The organism is Vibrio ostreae (assembly GCF_019226825.1).
Taxonomy (GTDB): Bacteria; Pseudomonadota; Gammaproteobacteria; order Enterobacterales; family Vibrionaceae; genus Vibrio; species Vibrio ostreae.
The window spans coordinates 924,544-945,348 of sequence record NZ_CP076642.1 but is presented as its reverse complement, the minus strand read 5'-3'; the positions used below and the strand labels follow the sequence as shown (position 1 = coordinate 945,348).

At 49.3% G+C, this 20,805-nt stretch carries 20 protein-coding genes and 1 pseudogene; 10 read left to right on the top strand and 11 right to left on the bottom strand.

Going from position 1 to position 20,805, the window contains the following annotated elements:
• Positions 1-243: 243 nt before the first annotated feature.
• Positions 244-1,920, bottom strand: a complete 1,677-nt coding sequence (locus KNV97_RS04090) for a SulP family inorganic anion transporter (protein WP_218561596.1) — start codon at positions 1,918-1,920, stop codon at positions 244-246.
• Between the two features lie 256 nt (positions 1,921-2,176).
• On the opposite strand from KNV97_RS04090, the gene KNV97_RS04085 reads away from it, so the two are divergent.
• The 3 genes from KNV97_RS04085 (at position 2,177) to KNV97_RS04075 (ending at position 4,894) form a co-directional block, all read left to right on the top strand.
• A complete protein-coding gene (locus KNV97_RS04085) occupies positions 2,177-2,800 on the top strand; it encodes a hypothetical protein (protein WP_218561595.1) in 624 nt (207 codons plus the stop codon).
• 227 nt (positions 2,801-3,027) lie between these two features.
• Entirely contained in the window at positions 3,028-3,327 is a 300-nt protein-coding gene (locus tag KNV97_RS04080; protein WP_136483726.1) for an isoamylase early set domain-containing protein, read from the top strand.
• Between the two features lie 214 nt (positions 3,328-3,541).
• The gene (locus KNV97_RS04075) at positions 3,542-4,894 is read left to right on the top strand and encodes a peptidoglycan DD-metalloendopeptidase family protein (protein WP_218561594.1); all 1,353 of its coding nucleotides are present in this window, start codon (positions 3,542-3,544) and stop codon (positions 4,892-4,894) included.
• 151 nt (positions 4,895-5,045) lie between these two features.
• On the opposite strand, the gene KNV97_RS04070 is transcribed toward KNV97_RS04075, so the two are convergent.
• Together KNV97_RS04070 and KNV97_RS04065 are read right to left on the bottom strand one after the other, a co-directional pair.
• On the bottom strand, positions 5,046-6,953 hold the full coding sequence (locus tag KNV97_RS04070; RefSeq protein ID WP_218561593.1) for a putative bifunctional diguanylate cyclase/phosphodiesterase: 1,908 nt from the start codon (positions 6,951-6,953) through the stop codon (positions 5,046-5,048).
• 198 nt (positions 6,954-7,151) lie between these two features.
• The gene (locus tag KNV97_RS04065; protein ID WP_136483729.1) at positions 7,152-8,054 is read right to left on the bottom strand and encodes a LysR family transcriptional regulator; all 903 of its coding nucleotides are present in this window, start codon (positions 8,052-8,054) and stop codon (positions 7,152-7,154) included.
• 207 nt (positions 8,055-8,261) lie between these two features.
• Here KNV97_RS04065 and uraH point away from each other — a divergent pair, with 207 nt between their 5' ends.
• From uraH to KNV97_RS21910, 3 genes are all read left to right on the top strand, one after another.
• The gene (gene uraH, locus KNV97_RS04060; protein ID WP_136483993.1) at positions 8,262-8,651 is read left to right on the top strand and encodes a hydroxyisourate hydrolase; all 390 of its coding nucleotides are present in this window, start codon (positions 8,262-8,264) and stop codon (positions 8,649-8,651) included.
• 159 nt (positions 8,652-8,810) lie between these two features.
• Positions 8,811-9,161, top strand: a complete 351-nt coding sequence (locus KNV97_RS04055; RefSeq protein WP_136483730.1) for a hypothetical protein — start codon at positions 8,811-8,813, stop codon at positions 9,159-9,161.
• Positions 9,162-9,291: 130 nt separating this feature from the next.
• Positions 9,292-9,426 (top strand): hypothetical protein, encoded by a 135-nt coding sequence (locus KNV97_RS21910; RefSeq protein WP_256611436.1) that lies wholly within the window; start codon positions 9,292-9,294, stop codon positions 9,424-9,426.
• Positions 9,427-9,608: 182 nt separating this feature from the next.
• Here KNV97_RS21910 and KNV97_RS04050 read toward each other — a convergent pair whose 3' ends face one another.
• From KNV97_RS04050 to KNV97_RS04040, 3 genes are all read right to left on the bottom strand, one after another.
• Positions 9,609-10,220 carry a glutaredoxin family protein gene (locus KNV97_RS04050; RefSeq protein WP_218561592.1) on the bottom strand — a complete coding sequence of 204 codons (612 nt, stop codon included), beginning with the start codon at positions 10,218-10,220 and terminating at the stop codon, positions 9,609-9,611.
• An 863-nt stretch (positions 10,221-11,083) separates the two neighbouring features.
• Complete coding sequence (locus KNV97_RS04045; RefSeq protein WP_136483733.1) at positions 11,084-12,073, bottom strand: porin; 990 nt, start codon at positions 12,071-12,073, stop codon at positions 11,084-11,086.
• Between the two features lie 176 nt (positions 12,074-12,249).
• Positions 12,250-12,675 carry an organic hydroperoxide resistance protein gene (locus KNV97_RS04040; RefSeq protein ID WP_136483734.1) on the bottom strand — a complete coding sequence of 142 codons (426 nt, stop codon included), beginning with the start codon at positions 12,673-12,675 and terminating at the stop codon, positions 12,250-12,252.
• 116 nt (positions 12,676-12,791) lie between these two features.
• Here KNV97_RS04040 and KNV97_RS04035 point away from each other — a divergent pair, with 116 nt between their 5' ends.
• The gene (locus KNV97_RS04035) at positions 12,792-13,262 is read left to right on the top strand and encodes a MarR family winged helix-turn-helix transcriptional regulator (protein WP_218561591.1); all 471 of its coding nucleotides are present in this window, start codon (positions 12,792-12,794) and stop codon (positions 13,260-13,262) included.
• Positions 13,263-13,367: 105 nt separating this feature from the next.
• On the top strand, positions 13,368-13,982 hold the full coding sequence (locus tag KNV97_RS04030; protein WP_218561590.1) for a fumarylacetoacetate hydrolase family protein: 615 nt from the start codon (positions 13,368-13,370) through the stop codon (positions 13,980-13,982).
• A gap of 162 nt (positions 13,983-14,144) precedes the next feature.
• On the opposite strand, the gene KNV97_RS04025 is transcribed toward KNV97_RS04030, so the two are convergent.
• The 3 genes from KNV97_RS04025 to KNV97_RS04015 all read right to left on the bottom strand — a co-directional run bounded on the left by KNV97_RS04025 (position 14,145) and on the right by KNV97_RS04015 (position 16,158).
• Positions 14,145-14,465: an AzlD domain-containing protein gene (locus KNV97_RS04025; RefSeq protein WP_218561589.1), complete on the bottom strand. Its 321-nt coding sequence runs from the start codon at positions 14,463-14,465 to the stop codon at positions 14,145-14,147.
• A gap of 13 nt (positions 14,466-14,478) precedes the next feature.
• Complete coding sequence (locus KNV97_RS04020) at positions 14,479-15,201, bottom strand: AzlC family ABC transporter permease (RefSeq protein WP_218561588.1); 723 nt, start codon at positions 15,199-15,201, stop codon at positions 14,479-14,481.
• A 120-nt stretch (positions 15,202-15,321) separates the two neighbouring features.
• Positions 15,322-16,158: an AraC family transcriptional regulator gene (locus KNV97_RS04015; RefSeq protein WP_218561587.1), complete on the bottom strand. Its 837-nt coding sequence runs from the start codon at positions 16,156-16,158 to the stop codon at positions 15,322-15,324.
• Between the two features lie 189 nt (positions 16,159-16,347).
• Here KNV97_RS04015 and KNV97_RS04010 point away from each other — a divergent pair, with 189 nt between their 5' ends.
• A complete protein-coding gene (locus KNV97_RS04010; RefSeq protein ID WP_218561586.1) occupies positions 16,348-16,980 on the top strand; it encodes a LysE family translocator in 633 nt (210 codons plus the stop codon).
• A 75-nt stretch (positions 16,981-17,055) separates the two neighbouring features.
• Here KNV97_RS04010 and KNV97_RS04005 read toward each other — a convergent pair.
• Positions 17,056-17,638, bottom strand: a pseudogene (locus tag KNV97_RS04005) (TetR/AcrR family transcriptional regulator).
• Positions 17,639-17,801: 163 nt separating this feature from the next.
• On the opposite strand from KNV97_RS04005, the gene KNV97_RS04000 reads away from it, so the two are divergent.
• Positions 17,802-18,845, top strand: a complete 1,044-nt coding sequence (locus KNV97_RS04000) for an alkene reductase (protein ID WP_136483741.1) — start codon at positions 17,802-17,804, stop codon at positions 18,843-18,845.
• Between the two features lie 65 nt (positions 18,846-18,910).
• Here KNV97_RS04000 and KNV97_RS03995 read toward each other — a convergent pair whose 3' ends face one another.
• Positions 18,911-20,617 carry a phospho-sugar mutase gene (locus tag KNV97_RS03995; protein WP_218561585.1) on the bottom strand — a complete coding sequence of 569 codons (1,707 nt, stop codon included), beginning with the start codon at positions 20,615-20,617 and terminating at the stop codon, positions 18,911-18,913.
• Between the last annotated feature and the right edge of the window lie 188 nt (positions 20,618-20,805).

The window sequence follows — 20,805 nt, the reverse complement described above, 5'->3', positions numbered from 1 at the left end:
TTAAATATTCACTTTATTTCACTAGGGAGTGGCTGCAATATAGTTAATTGTTTTGTTATTGTTACATTGGTGAATGGAATGTTTAAAATGGTTTGTGCTTTTTATGTGACCATGAACACAGTCCCATAGCGCGTTATGGTGAAAGAACACAAAAGAGGTTGATAACTCAGCATCGCGGTCAAAAAAACACCCCTGATTTGTAAATTCAGGGGTGAAGAGGACAAAATGGGTAATTAGTAATGTTCAGTTGAAGGATGGATTCTTGTCTGTGGCCGCTTCTTTCATGGCCAGCGCAGCGCCCAGGGCATGATGAAAATCCGGCTGGATATTCTGCTCACCCAGCAAGGCGACAATTCCTGCCCGACGCAGCTTGTGTGCCACTCTGGGATTGGCACCGGAGAGCAAGACATTAACCTGCTGGTGTTGGAAGCGGCTCACCATCTCTTCCAGTGTCTGCAAGCCGGTAATATCCATAAAAGGCACCCACTTCAGACGAATGATCAAAATACGGGGCGGCTGGGCGATACTGGTCATGACTCGCTCAAAGCTCTCTGCGGCGGCAAAAAAGAAGGGGCCGTCCAGAGCGTAGACCGCGATGTCGCGAGGTAATACGGTCAGGTTGTACTCGCGAAGTTCCTGGCTGAGATCCTGACTGGTATTGGCGGTGACCTCAACACTGGCTGCCATGCGTTTGACAAAATGCAGAATAGCAAGAATAACCCCGATATTGACGGCGACGACCAGATCGGCAAACACGGTCAACAAGAAAGTTATCAGCAGGATCACCACATCGGCGCGTGGCGCCCGGCGGACAAGTTTCACGAAGTGGCCTGCCTCACTCATATTCCACGCCACCACAAACAATATCGCGCTCAGTGTAGCAAGCGGGATGTTAACGGCCAGCGGTGCCAGGGCCAGAATAATCACCACCAGAGTCAGGGCATGCACCACGCCGGCAATCGGGCTGTTGCCCCCATTACGGATATTGGTTGCAGTGCGTGCGATTGCTCCGGTCGCGGCGATGCCGCCAAACAGGGGCGTAATCATATTCGCGATGCCTTGGCCAACCAGTTCCTGATTGGAGTTGTGTTTGGTGCCCGCCATGCCATCAGCGACGACCGCAGACAGCAAAGATTCAATCGCACCCAACATGGCGATGGCAAAGGCCGGTCCAATCAGACTGAGAACTTGCGCCAGGCTGACATCGGGGACGGACAAATCGGGCAGGCCCTGGGGAATACCGCCAAATGCAGAACCTATGGTTCGAACCCCCTCGAACTGGAGGCAATATTGCAGCACGGTGACCACAACCACAGCGACTAAAGGGCCGGGAATTCTATTCAAGCGCGGAATTTTAGGCGTGAGCAGCACCAAGGCCAGAGATAACAGCGCCAGCAGCGTAGTGGTGAGATCCAGATGCGGCAACGCTTGCAGCAGAGCCAGCAGTTTCTGATGAAAATGTTCGGCGTGAATTGCGGGCAGACCAAAAAATTCGCGCCACTGACCAACCCAGATGATGACACCGATCCCGCTGGTAAATCCGACGATAACCGGATCGGGAATGAAACGGATGATACTGCCGAGCTTACTGATGCCGAGCAGCAGTAAAATGGCTCCGGCCATCATGGTGGCGATTTGTAGCCCCACGATGCCGTGTTCAGAGACTATTCCCGCCAGAATGACAATAAATGCGCCGGTGGGGCCTGCTATCTGAACCCGGGATCCACCGCATAACGACACTATGATACCGGCAAAAATGGCAGTATAAATGCCTTGCTCGGGTTTGACTCCGGACGCAATCGCAAATGCCATGGCCAGTGGCAGCGCCACGACACCGACGATCAGACCGGCAACGAGATTACGTGTCCAGTGGCCGGATTTAAGTAAGCCGGCCTGATAGGACTCATAGATGGCAAACATAAGAAAAAAACCTTACAAAAGTAATGGTGATGAGCGAGTGGATTCTACGCTCATTGCTAACGCTGTAAAGTGAAACCCGGGGCGCTGCACATTTTGCTTGTGCTCCGGTAAACCGGGGTCAAGATTGAGGTATAGTGCCCGCTAATCGTGGTGTATTGGGGTGGTTAGCGAGGCCAGAATGATGAAGAGCCCGCTTTTTGCAGGCAACCGCCTGGAGGCGAATCGCTTGGAAGATAAACGCTTGGGAGAAAAAACAATGAGAAAACGCGGGCTGCCGATTCCTTTAATATTACTGACGCCACTGTTGTTGTTGGTGTTGGTCGTAGCCGCAGGGGTGTATCGGTTCTCTTTGTCGGATGATGACATTCTGGCCAAATTTCCTTCCCGTCCGGCCAGCAGCGATGAGATTGTCGAACAATTATTTGATGTTAAGGTTAGTGCACCTTTAACGATTGGCGTGCCTGGCTCTTTTGCTTTTGCCTTGATCAATCGTCGCGATGATGTCCGGGGATTGCTATTGGGTTCTTACGATTCAGGTCAGCAACGTGGCGAGGTGGCGCTCGATGCCAGGACTGTGCTCAAACTGGCGCAATACTCTCAGCGGTATGGCTATGCCGGTATTATCCGGGTATCTGATCAGAGCCGTGCTCTGATGTACTATCTCGCCTTGTTTGAGTTTGATGCCCAGCGGCAACGCATGGTGATGACTGACAGTCTTTGGTTAGGCGATCGTATTGTGGTGCAGGCATTAGAACAAAAGGATGACCAACTTAACGTTTCTCTGCTGACTCATGATGAGAATCAGGCTGTGAGTGATGTCCCGACAAAGTTTAAGTCTATACTGGTGGGTATATCGCAGAAATATCAGTTAATTCAATAACAATGAACAGCCAGTGTCACTGCAGGCGTAGTGCCCGGACTGTGCAATATCTGCCGGGTGTCCAAAGCCGCTGATGCGTACTGAACATCTGTGGCTGGTTCGTTTCACGTATGACTGACGACTTTATACAGAGCTGATTTTCTTATCTGCAGATGATGCTTTTTTCTACAGCAGGTTAGTTTTATAGTCAGCGAGCGGAGTGATTTTTTCAAAAATGGAGTTTTGACATGATTAATAAGCGTTTCTTTAAAACCAAAGATGAAGTGGAAGTGACGTTTGAGCTGGACGTTCCGTCACAAGCCTCAACGGTCGAAATTGTGGCTGATTTTCTTGGTTGGCAGCCTGAACCCATGAAAAAAGTGGCCAAAACCGGCACCTTTAAATACAAAACGCGTTTACCTAAAGATGGTGAGTATCAGTTCCGCTATCTGCTCGATACTGAGCAGTGGGTCAATGATGCTGAGGCCGATCAATACATCCCTAACGGTTTTGGCGAAGATAACTGCCTGGTGAAAACGTATCAGTAGCCAATTTATCCGTTGCTGAGATGTCGCCCCCCGCTTAGTGAGCCATTCTATCCGGGTGGGCGAGCATAATATCAGCGAAATCTAACATAAATCTTACAAGGCACTGCGGTGCCTTTTTAATCTGCGATTGACACTGTATGACACTCTACAGGTGACTTTTAGCCAAAAAAAACTTACTCTTTGTGCTCTTTTAACATTATCCACGGGTTAGATTGTGCTACCGAAGTCTTTAATATTACGATTTTCTGAGCTTTCTAAACGCAAGAAAGCATCAGTTGTAGGATTACCCCTACTGGCAGTGGCAGCCATCTCATCTTCGCTTAACAGTCCTTCGTATCCACGAACTATCGAATTGTCGATTCCAGAATCGCAAATCGTGGAGTCGATTCTGTCTGATTCGGCAGACTCACAGCGGGTCTATCCGGATTATGAATATGAGATTCAATCTGGTGATAATCTGAGCTCTATCTTCACGCAACTGGGATTTACCTACCAGGAAATGATGAAGGTAATGGAAACCGATTTAAACTACCTCGCACTGGATACGCTGAAACCGGGCAATATTTTGCGCTTCTGGAAAGGTCAGGATGGTAAGAGCCTGGCCAAAATGGAGCTGGAATTCAGCATGGTCGAGCGCGCGGTGTATTCTCGAACACCGGATGGTGGCTACGAGTTCAAGGACGTTAAAATTCCGGGCAAATGGAAAGAGTTTGCGTTGATTGGTGAAATTCAGGGCAGTTTCTCGCAGTCGGCAAATCAGTTGGGTCTGGGAAGCTCAGATATCGATCAGATAGTGACGTTGCTGAAAGATAAAATTAATTTTGGGCGTGATTTGCGTGCCGGTGACCGGTTCGAAGTTGTGCTATCACGTCAATACGTTGGCGATAAACTGACGGGCAACCGTGAGATTCAGGCGATTAAGATTTTGGGTCGCAGTAATGAAGTCACCGCGTATCTTTACAAAGATGGTCAGTATTACGATAAAAATGGTGAGAGCCTGCAACGCGCTTTCCAGCGCTATCCAAGTGCTCACAAGTGGCGTATGTCTTCACCGTTTGATCCGCAGCGTCGTCATCCGGTGACTGGTCGCATCGCGCCGCATAACGGCACTGACTTTGCTGCGCCGACCGGCACACCGGTCTTAGCAACCGGTGATGGTGTAGTCGTGATGACCCGCAACCATCCTTACGCCGGTAAGTACGTGGTGATTAACCATGGCAGTACCTATACCACGCGTTATCTGCACCTGAGTAAAATTCTGGTTCACAAAGGCCAGAAGATTACCCGTGGTCAACGTATTGCTTTGTCTGGTGCTACCGGTCGAGTTACCGGGCCGCATATCCATTATGAGTTGATTGTACGCGGACATCCGGTCAATCCGATGACGGCGAAAATTCCAATGGCAAATTCAGTGCCGAAAAAGGATATGGCGAATTTTATCGCGCGCCGTGATCAGCTCGACACCATGCTGGAACAGCAGGAAGGTTTACTGGCCGCAAACCAGGCCGAGACATCGTCCGCCAATGAAGTTTCAGCCAGTGAAACAACACCGGAATCAGGCTCTTAATGAGCAGTGTGCCGGGTCAATAGGTTGCCGGGTATCACCAGCGTTGTAAGACAAAGGCCCTGTATTACAGGGCCTTTTTTCATGCGTTCGCCCGGCCAAACCACGTTGACCACCACCAACCTCGCCGCCGTGTTAACCGCGATGATGAGGGTTAATCGCGATAATTGTTTTGATCGGGATGATTACTTTGATCGGGACGACTGGTCTGTTCGGCGTTTTCTGAACGGGTACCGGCCAGCTTAGCGCGGTTTTCACGCCACAGCTGAGCAATGTGGGCCGGCCTGTCCGGTTTTGAGAAAAAGTAGCCCTGAATTTGCTCACAGCCCATCGAATAGAGCTTGTCTAACTCATCCTGGCTTTCCACGCCTTCGGCGACCAAGTCGACCTGTAACTGTTTGGCGAGTTGGATAATCAGCCAGACGACCCGCTCCGAGTTTTCATTGCACAACATGTTGCGAATAAAGCTGGCGTCTATCTTGATGCAGTCGATCGGATAACTATGGATGTAATTGAGACTGGAATAGCCGGTGCCAAAATCATCCAGTGCGACGGTAAAACCGAGTTCTCTTAGTCGGTCGAGAATATACTTCACCTCATTGGTTTGTGATAACAGCACCGTCTCGGTCAGCTCAATGGTGAACTCATGAGGAGCGAACTGATAACGGTTGAGTGTGTGCATTAAGTGATTGAGATAACGGGTCGAATTGGTTAATTCATACGCAGAGCAGTTGAGGCCTAACTTAACTTTGTAACCCAGTTCCGCCTCTAACGCGGCCTTGGCTTCACAGGCCAGTTCGACAATACGCTCCCCAAGTTCAATGATCAGCCCGGACTGCTCGGCCGCTTCGATAAACTCAACCGGAGAAATGAAGCCCATGCTGTGATGATTCCAGCGCGCCAGGACTTCATAATAGTTCCAATCGCTCTGGCCACGCTGCACGATGGGCTGTACGACTATAAAAATTTCCGCCTCGGTGACACTGGTTTTATCCAGTTCACTGCGCAGAGCGTCAATGATTTGAGTGCGGCGGTGATACTGACTGCTCAGGTGAGTGTCATAGCAGCGAATCTGGCTGCTGCGGCTCTGTTTACAATCTTTCAGCGCCAGGCTGGCATTGAGTATCAGCTGGTCAGCGCTAATCGCTTCCGGTCCTTTTTTCGCAATACCGATACTGAGGCTGACTTTGATGCGATGGGACGGATCGAAGTAGCCTTGTTCGAGTTTATCGAGAATGGAGCGGCAAATTTTGAGTGGGTCTGATGAGTAGGTGATAAATGCGAACTCATCGCCGGCAATCCGAAATGTCAGGTTCTCCTCACGCACGCATTGCAAGATCGAATTAGCGACAAACCGAATGATCTGGTCGCCAATATAGTGTCCATACAGGTCATTGATGGCCTTAAAATTGTCAATATCAAGGTAGGCGAGCGTAAACGGCTCACTGCTGGTCTCGACCAGACGCTCTAATTTATCTGACAGATAATTGCGGTTCATCAGGTTGGTCAGATTGTCATGCGACACTTCATAACTCAGCTGATTGACCAGGCTGTCAGAGCGCTCAGATAACCATTTGTTACGCAGCGAATGGACGATGATGCGCGCAATAATACGATGGTATTCCACCATGCTCCCTTCATCGTGCATGGTTTCGGTAAAGGTTGAAATCAATATCCCCAGCACTTCGCCATTGTTGGTGCGCAAAGGTACGCCGATATACGACTCAATCTGATTGTCTGCCAGAAAATCATCAAACGGAAAAATCTTACTGACCTGAGAGGGAAACAGGCAAAACTCCTGTTTAGATTTTGCCACCTGCTCACAAGGGGTGCCTTTCAACTGGTAGCACGGGCTGACTTTCAGTTCCATGCCGGCCGCATAGGAGAGAGGATGGGCCTTGTAATGAGATTTATCGAGTTCGACAATGCAGGTACAAAACGTGCTGAAATGCGAATGCAGCACTCTGGCCGCTCTGTCCAGCAATGCGTGCTCTTCCAGCAGAAGCAATTCGTTTATGGTTTCCAGACTAACGGCGTTTCTAGCCAGTGACGTTGTAGTCATAATTCGCACTCACGTTGTCTCAGACAGACTGATGGGAATTAAGTAACTGATATCATATTATGCTCTTGGTTACTATGGCTGAAATTATCACAATTTTCCACTATCTGCGCGGCTCTGCGCAGATAGGTAGTATTAGTTATCGCAAATCAACATGTTACTTAGTTTTACCTGAATGAATGCTTTTTTCGGTTTGCGACATTATCCAAAGGTGAGCATTTTGTCCTGTGACTGAGCCAGTTTCTGTTTGAGGAAATTGAGAAACAACTGGGTGCGCGTGTGCTGATAATCCAGTTTCGGGTAGTAGGCATAGACCGTGGCCTGATCGATAGTAATGTCAGGTAAAATACGCACCAATGCTCCCTGTCTGAGTTCTTCTTTCAGCATGACATGGTTGGAGACCACAATACCCATGCCACATTTACCGGCATAAAACAGGGCTTCAGGGTTGGTTGTAGCAAAGTTACCCGATACCGTGATACGTTGATTATTACTGGTTTTCATCTCGCGCCGGGTCTGCTCACCCCAGCATAAGACATTGTGGTTATTAAGATCTTGTAGCCGGGTTGGCATGCCGTTCCGCTGCAGATATTGCGGAGAGGCGTAAAAGCCGGCATGATGCTCAAATAGGGCTGTCGCTTTAAAGCTGAGGGAATTGAGCTGCTCGATTTCACGGCTGATAAACAGGTCAAGATGCAGTTCAGGTAACTGGCCTGGCGTTGTGGTCGTCAACTGGATACGAATATCGGGATAAAGATGAAGAAACTCGTCGACATATTGCATCAGGAATTTTGAACCTACCGCCAAAGTGGCACCGATTTTTAGCAGTCCGGCCGGGCTTTGGTTGAGCGAGCGGGTTTCATCGACGACAGATTGCCAGCTTTCCAGCTGTGACTTGGCTCGCTGATAAAAAAGTGCACCAGCTTCGGTCTGGGTGACCGAGCGGGTAGTTCGCTTGAGCAGTTGAACGCCAATGCGCTCCTCTAGCCAATGGATACGTTTGCTGACCGCTGAGCTGGTGGTATTGAGCTTGCGTGCCGCACCATTAAAGCTGCCTTCCTCAACCACGCGGGTATAAGTGGTAACACTTTGCAGCCAATCCATAACATATTCCTATCGAGCGCTCTTTTCGGTGGGGAAAACTGAGCCAATGGTTAAAGAGCACCACTATAAACACTTTTCTCCGGGAATAAACCCTTAGCCGTACGGAAAAATTTTGCATCAGTTGAAATATTTATCGCAGTCTCCGGGTCTTGTGATGGGCATATTCATTACAAACAGAGGTAACTATAAATGGTTAAGCAAACACCTATGACCCGGTTTATTCAACGTAGCCTGGCGGCTGCTGCTTTATTGATTAGTGTGCCAGCTTTGGCTGATGTCAGCGTGCATGTGCTGGATACCAATCAGGGTTTACCAGGGCAAGGCGTCGATGTGCGTTTCTATCAGCAGTTGAACGGTGAATGGCAGTTACTGTCCGAGCAAACCACTAATGCTCAGGGACGCATCAACAGTTTTGCTTTAGGCGACGGAGATCACTACCGGGTGGTTTTTGATGTTGCTCCATTCTTTGACAAGCAACATATCGACAGTTTCTACAGTGAAATTCCGGTTGAATTCAATGTGACGGATAAAGACGCACATTATCACATTCCTCTGCTATTGAGCCCTTACGCTTATTCTACTTACCGCGGCAATTAAGTTAAGCTTGAGCGATAACGCGTGGGTGGCTTTGGCCACCCATTTTTAATGCCCGGCGGTTCGCCCAGCGCAAAGATAATTACCGGGGATGTAGTATTGCTGATGCAGGCCGGGCACCTTATCGTTATAATCCGGCACTGCAATCAAAGAGGAAGCAAGATGCAACAGAATGAGTTTGAAGCGCTGGTAAAAGAACTATGTGCGAAAGAATCACTGCCACAAGCGCTCGAATTGCTGAAGCAATCGGATGACGCGGATATCGCGCAAGCGGCACACTCTCTGAGTGGTCAGTTTGCTCTGGCTGATATTGAAGGTGAACAACGTATCTATCATGTGTTTGTGCAGACTGATGAACAGGGCGTAGAGCAGGAATACGTTGAGCACATCATGAACGAAGGTGAAGATGTGATTAAGTTTGTAGCCTGGTTCTTTGAAGCGCTGTTTGATGTCAAAGTGAAGGACACTTATCAGGCGGCGGGTAAGACCTATAAACAGCCTAAACGCAGCTAATTTGTTGTGTAATTACTGCTTTTCGTTGTTTAATTACTTTAAAGTGTGACCTATGTCTTGTTTTATCCTGTTTTGATGCTATATTAACTTCAATATGTAGTTAAATTACATCTTAGTGTGGGAGGAAATCATGGGTAATGATTTAGGTGCACTGTACATGAGTCAAGTGATCGGTCAGCAGCTGATGCATGCAGAGCTGTACGGCAAAATTAAGCCGAAGAAAAAGTCTTTCATCAAAACATTGTGGAAGAAGATCAGCCGCTAACGCGAGCCATCAATATTATCGAAGCCCTGGTTGTCACAACCGGGGCTTTTCGTTTTTATCCGGGGTTGAAACTATATGGCATCGAAACTATATGGAATCGAAACTATATGGAATCGAAACTATATGGAATCGAAACTATCTGAGATCGAAACATGGGATGGTAACTCCAGAGCAATGCTGTGCTATTCACCACTGACCGTGCTTGAGAAGTGGATAACATTGTTGCTGTCCATATGGCTTTTGAGCCAATCTTCAAGCGCATCACAACCGCCAATGTAGTCACCGTTAAGCCAGATCTGCGGTACGGTGACCGGAGTTTTACCACCGATATGCGCTTTGACTTCCGGGATCATACGATACAGGGCGGCACTCTCTTTCACAACATCATGATACTGATAGCGAATACCAGCGGTATCGAGCAGCTTCTTGGCTTTTTGACAATATGGGCAGTTGTATTTACCAAAGACAATATTGCCCTGTAATCTGTCGCGTTTGACCCATTCGCTGATCACAGCCTGAATAAACGCTCCCCGGTTGAGGGCTTCTCCCTGGCTGACGACCCGATTTTCCACCGTCACAATAGGTGCGTGCCATGCGCCGAAGCGCAGTGGCTGCCACCAGTTGCTGAGCCAGTCTTTGATTTCCAGATCGACCGGTACATCCAGTAGTTCATTGCGTAAACTATCTTCCAGGATATCTTTGCTTAATGTGCATTCACCGCATGGTATTTTGACTTTAAACGGGCCAAACTGCCCAGCCCACCGATAAAGTGTCACTTTAATTGGCTTGGTCATCCTCATTCCTCTGAATCTTGATTTGAGCCCGATTAATCATCAGCATAAGCATTCGCTGTCAGCTGTGCAATCGGGTGAGTTAAAGGTTAAGACAGAGATTCTGGTGTTTTTCTTTCAGTTTATTTTTAACGCAGGATTGGTTGACAGAGACAGGTTGCCGCAAACACAGCTCGCTATCGGTGCTAAACGGGATTTATATTATGCAATTGGTTTTGTATTGGTCTGATCTGCGCCACATTTGTCGATGCCATTTGTGTTTCAGGAGGCGTAGATTTTGATAATATTGATGCCGCTCAAATAACGAGCAAGCTAAAGCGACTAGTATCCTTTCGGTGTCAGATACATGACACGCAAAAAAAAACCTCCCAGAGGGAGGTAAAGAACATGAAGTGATCAGTGATTTCTGCCATATCACTGAAAAGAAGCACAAACGCTGCCTGCATTTGTAATTATAGCAATGCATTCTCTATGCCAATTTTATAAAGCCAATAAAATCAGATGATTGAGGTTTTTATCGCTGAGGTAGAACCAATTTTGCTGCTTGGTTTTAGGGCATGAGAGTAAACTTGGTGCAAAAAAAAGACCTCCCAGAGGGAGGTCAAAGAACATGAAGTGATCAGTGATTTCTGCCTTACCACTGAAAAGAAGCACAAACGCTGCCTGCATTTGTACTAACTACTAAGCATTCCTCATGCCAACTTTGAAAAGCCAATAATATCCGTTGATTAACCTGTGTGGTGAATCTTGATTCAGCGGCTGAGCATTTTCTCAGCACTGTTTCGGCTCATACTGCACTCACGAAGTGCAAAAAGGCCAAGCGAAGCTTGGCCAATGGACAGTATCCCACAAGATTAAGGGAGGGATCAGAAGTCGTAGCGCAGACCCAGGCGAACGGTGTCGTTTACATCGTAACCAGTGTCTTCTTCATCCAGGTTGTTTAGCATGTAAGACAGGTAACCACGGAAGTTTTTATTGAAGTCGTAGCGACCAGTCAGTTCGAAAAAGTCAGCTGTGTCTTCATCAACACCGTTGGTCTCTTCAGTTTGTTTCTGGTACGCCGCAATCATGCGGAATTCTTTGGTCAGTTTGTACTGAGCAACCAGTTCCACACCATCAAACTCCTGGTTCGCATCGTCGTCCAGGTCACCTGTGGTGTAGGTTGCTGCCAGGTACAGTTGATCAATGGTGTAGCCCAGGCCCGCGATAACTTGGTCAGCAGAACCGTTACCTTCACCATTGTCATTGAATGAGTAGCCCAGACCGATATCCAGACCAAATGGGGTGTTGTAGATTGCAGAGATACCAAAACCATCAGTATCTTTTTCTTCGCCGGCAATGTAGCTTGCTTTCAGGCTGACAGCGTCGAACTCGTAGCCATAAGCAATCGTGTTGTTGATTTGCTCGTTACCTGAGTTGATGAATGCCTTTTGGTCGCCAGTAAAGGTAGCAATATCTGACATGTTAGAGATTTGCACGCCAGCACTGTCCTGACGGCCGAATGAGACTGCGCCGAAGTGGCCTTTCAGACCCACGTACATATAACGTTGGTCAAAATCAGATTCTTCGTCGTTATCAGCAGATGAGTTAACACCTTGCTCTGCTTCCCAAACTGCAAAGCCTTTCATCTCGTTAGCCAGTTCCGTTTCGCCTTTCACGTTCAGACGCATACGGCTTTTGTTTTTCATTGTGCCTTCGATTTCTTCGCCTTTGGTGGTGCCGTTGAAGTCACCACGGAACTCCATACGACCGCCAACTTTCAGTTCGGTACCATCGGCTTTGTAAACGGTTGCTGCCATTGCTGAGCCTGATGCCAGGGCTGCGAAAACGGCGATTGCCACTGCTGCTTGTTTCATTGTTATTACCTTATTCATAGTTCACGAGCTTCGGTGCTCTTTCGTTTGGATGTGAGTAAGGTAGGATTTTTAAATGACGGTTTGATTTCTGCTTTGTGACGTTTAGGTTTTGTTTTTATTGAAGAAAAATGAATAAAGCCGCCAGGTGGCGGCTTTTTGTGCAATTTTGCTCCCAATTAGGCAATTTTGATACCGTTGGCAGTGACGCCGACGGCAATGTTGCCGCGGGTTGCATTGGAGTAAGGGCAAACCTGGTGTGATTTAGTTACCAGTTCGACTGCCTGTTGCTCCGGCAGTTCCAATGTTGCCGCTAAATTTACCGTCAAAGCGAAACCGCCGTTCTCGTTCTGGATAATACCGACTTCCGCACTGACCGGGGCCGACTTGAGGCTGATTTTGGCTTCTCTTGCGACGTGTAAAATCGCGTTCGAAAAACAGGCTGCATAACCTGCGGCAAATAATTGCTCCGGATTGGTTGCGGCTCCGGTGCCACCCATCTCTTTCGGGTAGCTTAAGTCCAGGGTCAGTAATCCGTCATCAGTACTGACTTTGCCGTTACGACCTGCTGATGCGGTGGCTTTGGTTGTGTATAGAGCACTCATCTTTCTTCTCCTATAGGGTAATTTAAGTTGTACGCAATTTAATTGTAAGCAATATTAGATCGATCTTTGCTCATAAGGCAAGTATATTGTGCGCAATTTAATTGCGAGTGATAAAAATGAGTGATTGCCGTTCCTCTCAAACTGATTTACCTGCCAGTAGCGATGACATGTTGTTGCTGGATAACCAGCTCTGTTTCCCTCTTTATAGCGCGGCTAATGCGGTAGTGAGGGCTTACCGACCACTGCTCGACGCCCTGGATCTGACGTATGTTCAGTATCTGGTGATGATGGTGCTGTGGCAGCAAAATGCGATCAGCGTAAAAACGCTGGGCGAAAAACTTTATCTCGATTCGGGGACCTTAACGCCGCTGCTGAAACGCCTGGAAGGGAAAGGTCTACTCGAGCGCCGTCGCAGTGCGATTGACGAACGGGCGCGTGAGTTGTGCCTGACCGAAAAGGGACAAAGCCTGCGTGAGCGGGCACTGACGGTGCCGGCTGCGATGATGTGCAAATTTGATCTGGAGGTTGCAGAACTGGTTCAGCTCAAGCAGTTATGTGAAAAAGTCATCGGCAAGGTTGCGAATTAAGAGTGGGCGGCAGATCTTAATTTTGGCATCGCATCGACAGAATTTGATGGGAGTGCCTGTCGGATCCGGTACACTTTTCCTTTCACCATAGTTCAAGGAAGAGAGATGAATTCGGTTCGTGTTGATGAGAGGTTGGTCTACCCGTCAAAAGTGGTTTGTGTCGGGCGTAATTATGTTGAGCATGTGAAAGAGCTCAACAATGTCATTCCGGACCAGATGGTGGTGTTTAATAAGCCCAATAGCAGTATTTCCAGCACTCTGCACGCGTTTCATCAGGAAGCTCTCCATTATGAAACTGAGATCTGTTTTGTGGTCGAAAATGGTCGTTTTAGCGCTGTCGGTCTGGGTTTAGATCTGACCAAGCGTGAACTTCAGTCACAGCTGAAAGGCAAGCAGCTGCCGTGGGAAAGAGCCAAAGCATTTGATGGTTCTGCGGTTCTGAGCCGTTTTATCTCTTTACAAGGCCTGGACATCGGACAGCTCTCACTGGAGTTGTATATTAACTGTGTACGAGTTCAGTGCGGTGGTGTGAGTCAGATGATGTTCAAACCCGACGTGATTCTGGATGACCTGCAATCCTATACGACGTTAGCCGATGGAGACATCGTGATGACGGGCACTCCGTCCGGAGTTGGTGTGGTGCATCAAGATGACTTGTTTCTGGCGCGCCTGAAATGCGCTGATAAAACTCTGATGGAAATTGAATGGGTTGCTGAGTAGCAACGGAGCTGAATAACGTGTTATTTTGGTGAATAACGGTTTATTTTAGTGAATCGCTTTCTATGTCATTGAATGGCATTAGAAGATATCAGTGTTGATTGAAACCACCGCTTCGCGGTGGTTTTTTGTTTTTGGCAGCCACTGATTTGCGTCCGTTGCTGGTTAAGCGGCAAAGGTAACCAGATTAAGGAACAGAAAGACAGTCATACTCAGTACGGTGGTGAGCAGAACATTTTTCGTTTTCCAGGCCAGCAGGGCAGCCAGTGCCGCAGCCCACAGATAAGGGTTGTTTTGGCCAAGCCACAGTGTGTGCTCATGAGTAAAAACGATAGGAGCCCAAATTGCCGTCAGAACCGCCGGGCCCGAGTAGCTGAGCAGACGCTGCAGACGCGGGCTGAGGCGCAGCGGCAGTCTGGGTTCGAGAAAAACGTAGCGGCTGACAAACACCAGAGCAGTCATGGCGAGGATTGAAAGCAGGATCATGCGCGGCCTCCCATTAGTTGTTTAGTGGCGAAAGTTGTTCAGTGGCAAAACCGGCCAGCATGGCCCCGATACTGGCAATCATCAGGCTACCGTCTATCTGTAATACATTAAGTGTTACCGACAGCACCAGGGCGACTATCACAGACACCAAAACCGGCACACTTTTGATATTGGGCACGACAATCGCGATAAAAGTGGCTGCGACCGCAAACTCCAGACCAAGATCAGTCAGCGCCGGGATGTAACTGCCGGCAACGATACCTGCCAGTGTGGCCAGATTCCAGCACAGATAGAAGCTCAGACCTGCACCGAGTGCATACCAGCGATTAAATTGCTGTTCATTTTGTTGTCCGCACAAAGCAAATAATTCGTCCGTGAGCAGAAAGCCCAGAATTAAGCGCCATCGGGTCGGTAACGGACTGATTTTACTGCGCATTGAAATGCTGTACAGCAAGTGACGTGAGGTGATAAACAGGGTGGTGATCAGCATGGTCAGCAGACCTGCGCCCGCTTTAAACATGCCAGTGGCCACCAACTGCGCCGAACCTGCAAACAGGATCGCTGACAAGGCCTGGCTTTCGAGTGGATTGAGACCCGCATCGATGGCGAACGAACCGGCTAACAGTCCCCAGGGCAATACCGCCACACTGAGCGGAAGCATGGCAACAGTGCCCTGCCAGAACAGGCGGGCGCGAGAAGGATTGGGGTTGGCATGTGACAAAACGGTACTACTCATAAATCATCCTGATTGTGAAGGTGACATTATACTAATTTGGCTGCGTAATGCAGCGTCACCGGTGGTGTTTATTGTTCCGAGTTAGCCACATGGAACAGAGAAAAACTTGGATGAAATTGCTCAGCTTTGCAGATATTGGCGCGGAGTGATGCCCATGGCTCGTTTAAAATGGCGGTGCAGGTGGCTTTGGTCGTGAAAACCACACTGCTGAGCGGTATCGGCAATCGAATGACCTGCACGCAGCAGGGTTTTGGCGTAGCGTAAACGCGACTGAATCTGATAAGCGTGTGGCGGCAGGCCAAACATTTTCTGAAATGCTCGGACTAAATGAAACGCGCTGATACCAGCCAGCTGTGCTAATTCATCCAAGGATACATCGGCTTGCGGAAAGTCATCCAAAAATTCTTTTACCACTTTAAGCGGTTGCTGCAGTTTGCCTGTGTCACGCGCCTGAGGTGTGTGTTTACCATGCCGGGTCATCAGTTTTACCAGGCTGGCGTAGATCAGCGTTTCGCGCAACAGGCGGTTATCTGAATGCTGTAGAGTATCAAACACCAGACGAAACTGATTTGCGAGGTCGGCATCGTTGACCACGGCACTGGGGAAATAGGGTGAGCCGTAGCGGGTGGCCCCCATTTCACGGGCTATAGTGGCAAACTGTTGTGGCAGAGGGTACATCGCCCGATAAGCCCAGCCACCTTCCACGGCTGAATGGCCGGTATGCACTTCATCGGCGTTAACCAGAATAATGCTGTCCTGAGGTGCGACGTGTTCTCCGCCGGTACGATAAAAACGCTGAGCCCCACGTTCAATGACGCCCACCGTGAACCCTTCGTGACTGTGACGGGAGAAGTTCTGCTTATGATATTCAGCATCAAGTAGCTCGATACCGCCCAGCTCATCTGCGATCTGAAAGCGGGCGCTTTCTTTGCTGCGTTCGTCGTGTGGCTTATTCATCGTGGCCTCGTAATGGCAGGATTCACCAGTCTACTGCATCAGCGGGCAGAATTTTTGTACAAAATTGCTCTCAATCGTTCATATGAAACTATAGTCTTTTTAATTGAATTTTTTCAGTTAATGGTGTTGTTATTGCGTCTATTATTAATATAAGATCCGCCACCTTTTGATTTTGACAACATGATAACTATGATTGATCCGACTGTGCTGCCGGTGTATCTGACCGCTGTGATTGCGCTGTTACTGCTGCCCGGGCCTGACATGCTGCTGATTGCCAGTTCCAGCCTCAGCTATGGAAAAAAAATCGGCGTATTTGCCAGCCTGGGTAATGCCACCTCAGGCATTATTCTGACTTTGCTGGCCGCGTTAGGCGTGTCGGCACTGATTGCCGTCAGCCCGTTAGCGCTAAGCGTACTGCATCTGTTGGGGGGCGCGTATTTACTCAAGTTGAGTGTGGATTGTCTCAGCGCCCGGGCCGAACACGCTCCGCAACTGGACGATAAACATCAGTTGGCGACCACGTTTTATCAGCGAGCCTTGGTCAGTAACCTGCTCAACCCGAAGGCGTTGTTGTTTTTTGTGATGTTTTTACCTCAGTTTGTGTCAGCCAATATTGCCGCCAGTTCTGCCCAGCAGATGCTGAGTCTTGGTCTGCTGCTTAACTGTCTGGGATTGGTATTTAATCTGCTGTTGGTTGCTGCCATCGGGGTATTTGGTCGTCCGCTGCTGGACAATCGTCGCTTTCGCACTTATCAGCATAAAGTCATGGGCGTTATCTTTTTACTGCTGGCGGGCTGGATGCTGAGTGACGGCTTGTTTTAAACCAATGAGTTCAACCAACCATGGATAATCCGGCACAGGATGTGCCTTAGCTATACGGCTATATCAGTGGTTCATTTACTGGGTTTTGATGGTTGCCAGCAGCTGTTCAGCCATCTTACACAACAATTCTTTTCTCGGTTTAGCATGTGCAAAGGTGCGTAATCCATAGATGCCCATCACCAGATAATCAGCCAGAAAATCGCAATCCGATTCCGGGCTGATTTCGCCCCGCTGACGAGCAAGTTGCAACTGATCACGCAGACCCTGTTTCCAGATATTGAGCGTGTCACGAATCACAGATTCCACTTCATCATCCTGCTGCGATAACTCACTTTGCGCTTTTTGCAGCAGACAATCTTTGACCGTGTCCTGGGCACATTCGTCGATGACCATACAGAAATAGCTGTTCAACCCGTCCATGACACTCTGGCTGCGCGGCAAAGATGGCGTTGAATTCCGCTTCACGTTCACTGGCGTAATGTTCAAGAGCGGCGAGCAGTAAGCCACGTTTATTTTCGAAAGCGCAATAGATCGACCCCGGATGCAGGCCGGTGGCTTTTTTTAGATCTTGCATGCTGGTTTTATTAAAGCCCTTCGACATAAATTCATACATCGCAGAACGCAATACCTGCTCTCGGTTAAATTCGGCTACGCGCACAACGTTTCTCTGTTGGAATGGATAGGCTGATTCTACTCTGAATTTGTAAGGCTGACAAAGTATCTTGAACGGTCATTCAAAATATATCTTGAATGATCATTCAAAATTGATCTAGCATAGTGGCACGCAAGTAAAGTAAGCATTCAAATACCAGGATAGTTCTATGACCGATTTATTGTTTCAACCTTATGCTCTTAATGAGCAGATCACCTTAAGCAACCGCATTGTGATGGCGCCGCTGACGCGTTGTATGGCCGCTGCTGGTCTGATACCCACTGACGAAATGGCGGCCTATTACGCGCGCCGCGCTGACGCGGGTTTGATTATTTCTGAGGCCACTATTATCCGCCCCGATGGTCAGGGATATCCGGATACCCCGGGACTGTTCAGCGATGAGCAGATCGCAGGATGGACTAAAGTGACTCAGGCGGTGCATGAGCGTGGCGGCAAGATTTTCGCCCAGCTATGGCACACCGGCCGTGTGGCTCATCCGGAGTTTTTTGGTGGTGGTGAGGTGATTGGCCCGTCTGCGCTTGCCTTTGATGGCAGTGTCCCGCGTCGTCGTGATCTGACTTATGTGGTGCCGAAAGCCGCCAGTAAAGAAGAGATTGAGCAACTGATCGAAGATTATGTGACGGCTGCGGAAAACGCACTTGTGGCAGGTTTTGATGGGGTGGAAATTCACGGCGCTAACGGCTATCTGCTTGACCAGTTCCTGCACTTTGATACCAACCAGCGTGAGGATGAATTTGGTCAAACGCCGGAGAATATGGCGCGTTTTCCTCTGGCGGTTATTGATGCGATCATCGCTCGTATCGGTGGTGAGCGCACTGGCCTGCGTTTGTCACCGGGTGCGTATACCCATATCAACCCGGATGCCCGTGATCGTGCGGTGTTCGATTACCTGCTGGCTGAGCTTGGCAAACGTGAACTGGCTTACCTGCACGAAGGCATGTTTGATGACAGCATGGAATTTGACTATCTGGATGGTAAAGTGTCGGAGTATATGCGCAAACACTATTCAGGTACGCTGATGGCATCAGGCGGCTTTACGGCACAAAGCAGTGCACAAGCGATAGAACAGGGCAAATTCGAGTTAGTGGCGATTGGTCGTCCGTTTATTGCTAACCCGAACTATGTGGAATTGGTTCGTGACGCCCAGCCGCTGCAAGAGTACGATGCTAGCATGTTGGATGTTTTGGTATAACTGACGGCTGGTCTGATACCAAGAGCAAAGCCCTGCCTATCTGGCAGGGCTTTGTCGTTGATGGCTCAGGTCAGGCTGTGCTGATGTTCACTCATGAGCAGCGAGAGTAGTTCATCAGCCCGTTCCTGGGCACTGGCATAGCTCTCGTTGTGAGAGAAGCTGCCCACCACCTCGTAGTAACATTTTAGTTTCGGTTCAGTACCGGACGGTCTGACGATGACACGCGCCCCCCCTTCAAGATGGTAAATCAGCACATCACTGGCAGGCAGGTCGATGTTTTCTGTGCTGCCATCAGCCAGATAGCGTATTGATGATTTCAGATCTTCCATCACAGTGACTACCCGGCCGGCAATCTCGTGCGGAGGCTCGGCACGCAGTCTGTCACCGACCGCTGGCTGAGTTGGATCGAGCGCAATACTGCACTGAGCGGTGACGTACAGGCCGTGCTGACGATAGATGGCTTCGAGCTGATCCCAGATGGTTTTGCCTTGACTGTAAAGCTCGGCTGCAAGCTGGGCAAATCCAACCAGCGCTGAGAGGCCGTCTTTGTCCCATACGGTTTGCCCCAGGGTATAACCCAGCGCTTCTTCATAAGCGAACAGGAACTGATGCTGCGGGCTTTGTTGCTGCATCGCGACATTGGTCAGCCATTTGAAGCCAGTCAGGGTCTGGTAATATTGTGCGCCGTGTGCCGCAGCAATTTTGCCCAGCAAGCTGGAAGAGACGATGGTATTGCCGACCAGCTGCTTGCTGGCATCGGTGTGACTGAGCAGGTATTCGGCGAACAGCGTTCCGACCTGATCGCCGGTCAGCATCTGATACTCGCCATCGCTGCGGCGCACTGCGACGGCAAAGCGGTCAGCATCGGGATCGTTGGCGCAGGCCAGCTCGGCCTCAACAGAATCGGCCAGGGCGATCACCATATCCATCGCGCCGGCTTCTTCGGGGTTGGGGAAATTGACGGTCGGGAAGCGGCCGTCCGGCTCACGTTGCTCAGCGACGCTCAGGACATTTTTAAATCCGGCATCACGCAACAGACTTTCTGCCATGTCCGCGCCGACACCGTGCATGGCGGTATAAGCCAGGGTAATACTTTGCGGATTCGTATGATTGTTGAGTAACTTACTGCTTTCCAGAGTGCGGCGATAGGTCTGGTAATACGCATTATCTAACCACTCCAGCAGGCCTATCTGATGGGCATCATCCAGTGCCATCAGGGGAACGGCACGGGTTGCAGCCAGCTCTATTTCAGCGGCGATACCACCATCATGAGGCGGTATGATTTGCGCGCCATTCTCCCAGTAAACCTTGAAGCCATTATACTCTGGCGGGTTATGACTGGCGGTAACAACTACGGCAGCGGTCGCTTTGAAATGTTTGACCCCGAAGGCAACAACAGGCGTCGGCGCGACTTTATGGGTCAGATACACTTTGATGCCAAGGGCAGTCAGCACCGCAGCGGTATCATGGGCAAATTGCTCTGAATCAGGGCGTCCGTCGTAACCGACGACTACACCTCGCATCTTGGCATTATCGACGTGTTTGATGAGGTATTCACCCAGTCCGGTGGCTGTTTCCTGAATCACCAGACGATTCATCCGGTTTGGTCCGCAACCGACTTTGCCGCGCAGGCCAGCTGTACCGAATTCGAGGCGCGCTTGAAAGCGTGATGCCAGTTCCTCTGTGGCCTGAGTATCAATCAGGCGTTGCAGTTCTTGGCGCGTTTTCGGGTCGGGGTCTTTTGCTAACCATTGCGTGACTTGTTGCATCATGGCGATCACCTTGTTGAATGTATTGTAAGTTTTAGTCTAAGTGATATTGATTCTCGGTTATGAGGGCGCAATCGCTAAACCGACTGCAAGCGAATGGAGTAGCCGCCTGCCAGTATTGTCATCCTAACCTATAGCAATCTTAGGACAAATTTTCAGTTACTTATCTGGCCGCAAGACTTTCCGTGCGA

Excerpts from the sequence above, each read along its gene's own strand:
- KNV97_RS04015 (WP_218561587.1), bottom strand. The coding sequence starts at position 16,158 with ATGAATAAGCCACACGACGAACGCAGCAAAGAAAGCGCCCGCTTTCAG.
- KNV97_RS04085 (WP_218561595.1), top strand. The coding sequence starts at position 2,177 with ATGAGAAAACGCGGGCTGCCGATTCCTTTAATATTACTGACGCCACTG.
- KNV97_RS04010 (WP_218561586.1), top strand. The coding sequence starts at position 16,348 with ATGATTGATCCGACTGTGCTGCCGGTGTATCTGACCGCTGTGATTGCG.
- KNV97_RS04045 (WP_136483733.1), bottom strand. The coding sequence starts at position 12,073 with ATGAAACAAGCAGCAGTGGCAATCGCCGTTTTCGCAGCCCTGGCATCA.
- KNV97_RS04035 (WP_218561591.1), top strand. The coding sequence starts at position 12,792 with ATGAGTGATTGCCGTTCCTCTCAAACTGATTTACCTGCCAGTAGCGAT.
- KNV97_RS04055 (WP_136483730.1), top strand. The coding sequence starts at position 8,811 with ATGCAACAGAATGAGTTTGAAGCGCTGGTAAAAGAACTATGTGCGAAA.
- KNV97_RS04030 (WP_218561590.1), top strand. The coding sequence starts at position 13,368 with ATGAATTCGGTTCGTGTTGATGAGAGGTTGGTCTACCCGTCAAAAGTG.
- KNV97_RS04080 (WP_136483726.1), top strand. The coding sequence starts at position 3,028 with ATGATTAATAAGCGTTTCTTTAAAACCAAAGATGAAGTGGAAGTGACG.
- KNV97_RS04070 (WP_218561593.1), bottom strand. The coding sequence starts at position 6,953 with ATGACTACAACGTCACTGGCTAGAAACGCCGTTAGTCTGGAAACCATA.
- KNV97_RS04040 (WP_136483734.1), bottom strand. The coding sequence starts at position 12,675 with ATGAGTGCTCTATACACAACCAAAGCCACCGCATCAGCAGGTCGTAAC.
- KNV97_RS03995 (WP_218561585.1), bottom strand. The coding sequence starts at position 20,617 with ATGATGCAACAAGTCACGCAATGGTTAGCAAAAGACCCCGACCCGAAA.
- KNV97_RS04065 (WP_136483729.1), bottom strand. The coding sequence starts at position 8,054 with ATGGATTGGCTGCAAAGTGTTACCACTTATACCCGCGTGGTTGAGGAA.
- KNV97_RS04090 (WP_218561596.1), bottom strand. The coding sequence starts at position 1,920 with ATGTTTGCCATCTATGAGTCCTATCAGGCCGGCTTACTTAAATCCGGC.
- KNV97_RS04050 (WP_218561592.1), bottom strand. The coding sequence starts at position 10,220 with ATGACCAAGCCAATTAAAGTGACACTTTATCGGTGGGCTGGGCAGTTT.
- KNV97_RS04000 (WP_136483741.1), top strand. The coding sequence starts at position 17,802 with ATGACCGATTTATTGTTTCAACCTTATGCTCTTAATGAGCAGATCACC.
- KNV97_RS04020 (WP_218561588.1), bottom strand. The coding sequence starts at position 15,201 with ATGAGTAGTACCGTTTTGTCACATGCCAACCCCAATCCTTCTCGCGCC.
- uraH (WP_136483993.1), top strand. The coding sequence starts at position 8,262 with ATGACCCGGTTTATTCAACGTAGCCTGGCGGCTGCTGCTTTATTGATT.
- KNV97_RS04025 (WP_218561589.1), bottom strand. The coding sequence starts at position 14,465 with ATGATCCTGCTTTCAATCCTCGCCATGACTGCTCTGGTGTTTGTCAGC.
- KNV97_RS21910 (WP_256611436.1), top strand. The coding sequence starts at position 9,292 with ATGGGTAATGATTTAGGTGCACTGTACATGAGTCAAGTGATCGGTCAG.